Below are 2,432 nucleotides of genomic sequence, written 5' to 3'. Positions count from 1 at the left end.
GCCAGTTCTTCGGACGTGGCAGAGACTTCTTCGGAAGCACCTGAGTTCTGCTGCGTCACCTTGTCGAGCTGCTGGATTGCTTCGTTGATCTGACTTGCTCCGATATCCTGTTCGCGGCATGCGGCAGAGATCTCCGAAACCAGTTCCGCGGTCTTGCGAATATCTGGAACCAGACGGTTCAGCATTTCGCCGGCTTCGGTCGCGACCTGAACCGTCTCGCCGGAGAGCGAGGAGATTTCAGCGGCTGCCGCCTGGCTGCGTTCTGCCAGCTTGCGCACTTCGGAGGCGACGACGGCGAAGCCCTTGCCATGCTCACCGGCTCGCGCGGCTTCAACAGCGGCATTCAGTGCCAGAAGGTCGGTCTGACGTGCGATTTCCTGAACGATGGAAATCTTCTGCGCAATCGTGCGCATGGCGACGACAGCACGGCCGACGGCTTCACCGCTTGCCTCTGCATCCTTGGAGGACTGGCGAGCGATCTTCTCGGTCTGGGCCGCGTTGTCCGCGTTCTGCTTGATGTTGGCGGCCATCTCTTCCATCGAAGCGGAGGCTTCTTCGGCAGAGGATGCCTGTTCGGTTGCACCCTGCGACAGCTGTTCGGAAGACGAAGACAGCTCCTGGCTGCCGGATGATACGTTGCCGGCTGCGGCAAGCGCATCGCCGACGACGCCGCGCAGGCGCTCCACCATATCATTGACATAGCCCAGCAGGTCGCCGATTTCATCGCGGGTCGTGATCGGTGCAGTCTCGCGCAGATCACCTTCGGCAACTTTTCGAACGGCTGAACTCGCCTTCGTCAAGCCTCGGCTGATGGTGATGCATACCCACACCGCCGCGCAGAGAGAGAGGAGCATGATCGCACCAACGGCGCCTATAAGAATTGTCCGGGACGTGTTGTATTCCACGTCAGCGCCTTCGTCCGTCGTCTTCAAGTCGGCAGCGATTTCGCGGTTGAGCGCCTCGAGAATGGTCAGCAGCTTTCGTGTTGCCTTTTCTCCTTCTCCCATGGTTATAACGCCAGCTTGGCGATCCCCTTCCGGTGTGTCTTCCATGGCAAAACGAAGGACGTCTTCCTGCAGTTTTTCCCATGCTGGGATGGCAGCCTTTATCTCTTCGACCTTTGAACGAACTGCCGGGTTTGTCTCATGCTCGAGATCGGCGAGAATCTTCGAAACTTTTGCGCGCTCTGCCCTGGCGGAATCGACGTATGTGGAGATACGGCTTGAATCCTCATTGAGCGCTGCGCTCTTCTCGCTCGCGATTGAATTCAGGACCGCGACGGACAGGTCGCCAGAGTTACGTAGGTTGGTCGCAGGACTTTGAACGATGTCCGTTATCGCATCGTTCAGCGTCGACAGCTGTGAGATGGCCATGGTTGCCATGCCACCGGAGAGGATGATGATCAGTGCAAAAGCGAGCGCAAGCTTGAGCTTAATGGTAAATCGCATGGTTGTGATCCTTGGCGTGCGATGCCAGGTTGAAACGCTAATGTTGAGAAGGCTGAAACGGGCTGTTGTCGAATAACTGTTCGGAAGTGGTTAGAGTGGGAGCCACAGACCACTCGACCTAAGGCTCCCATCTTTTGTTTAGGCTGTTTCGCGGAAATCGTGGTCGTTGTCGTCCGGTCCACCCATGGACATGTCGAGGGCAAAGCCGTTGGCGCGAGCCTGCTGAGCATGGACGGCACTCGTCGCTGCAGCTCGACGCACGGGAGCGGCAGACTTCGCAACTGGACGATGTGCGACCGCCGGGGCTGCATGGCGAGCCGGTGCAGAGCGAGTTGCTGCGGCGGCATTGGCACGCTCGACCTTGAAGAAGGCGATGCTCGCCTGAAGCTCCTCGGCCTGTGCGGCCAGTTCTTCGGACGTGGCAGAGACTTCTTCGGAAGCACCTGAGTTCTGCTGCGTCACCTTGTCGAGCTGCTGGATTGCTTCGTTGATCTGACTTGCTCCGATATCCTGTTCGCGGCATGCGGCAGAGATCTCCGAAACCAGTTCCGCGGTCTTGCGAATATCTGGAACCAGACGGTTCAGCATTTCGCCGGCTTCGGTCGCGACCTGAACCGTCTCGCCGGAGAGCGAGGAGATTTCAGCGGCTGCCGCCTGGCTGCGTTCTGCCAGCTTGCGCACTTCGGAGGCGACGACGGCGAAGCCCTTGCCATGCTCACCGGCTCGCGCGGCTTCAACAGCGGCATTCAGTGCCAGAAGGTCGGTCTGACGTGCGATTTCCTGAACGATGGAAATCTTCTGCGCAATCGTGCGCATGGCGACGACAGCACGGCCGACGGCTTCACCGCTTGCCTCTGCATCCTTGGAGGACTGGCGAGCGATCTTCTCGGTCTGGGCCGCGTTGTCCGCGTTCTGCTTGATGTTGGCGGCCATCTCTTCCATCGAAGCGGAGGCTTCTTCGGCAGAGGATGCCTGTTCGGTTGC

2 protein-coding genes are annotated in these 2,432 nt (G+C 59.1%); both read right to left on the bottom strand.

Annotated features, from left to right (window positions below):
- On the bottom strand, window positions 1-1,448 hold a 1,448-nt coding region (locus ACTJKV_RS21850; RefSeq protein ID WP_440599488.1), incomplete at its 3' end, for a methyl-accepting chemotaxis protein.
- 138 nt (window positions 1,449-1,586) lie between these two features.
- Window positions 1,587-2,432, bottom strand: an 846-nt coding sequence (locus tag ACTJKV_RS21845) for a methyl-accepting chemotaxis protein (protein WP_440599487.1), incomplete at its 5' end; no start/stop codon positions are given.

Source organism: Agrobacterium sp. 22117 (assembly GCF_052045735.1).
GTDB lineage: Bacteria > Pseudomonadota > Alphaproteobacteria > Rhizobiales > Rhizobiaceae > Agrobacterium > Agrobacterium cavarae.
This window is presented reverse-complemented; position numbering and strand designations above follow the sequence as displayed.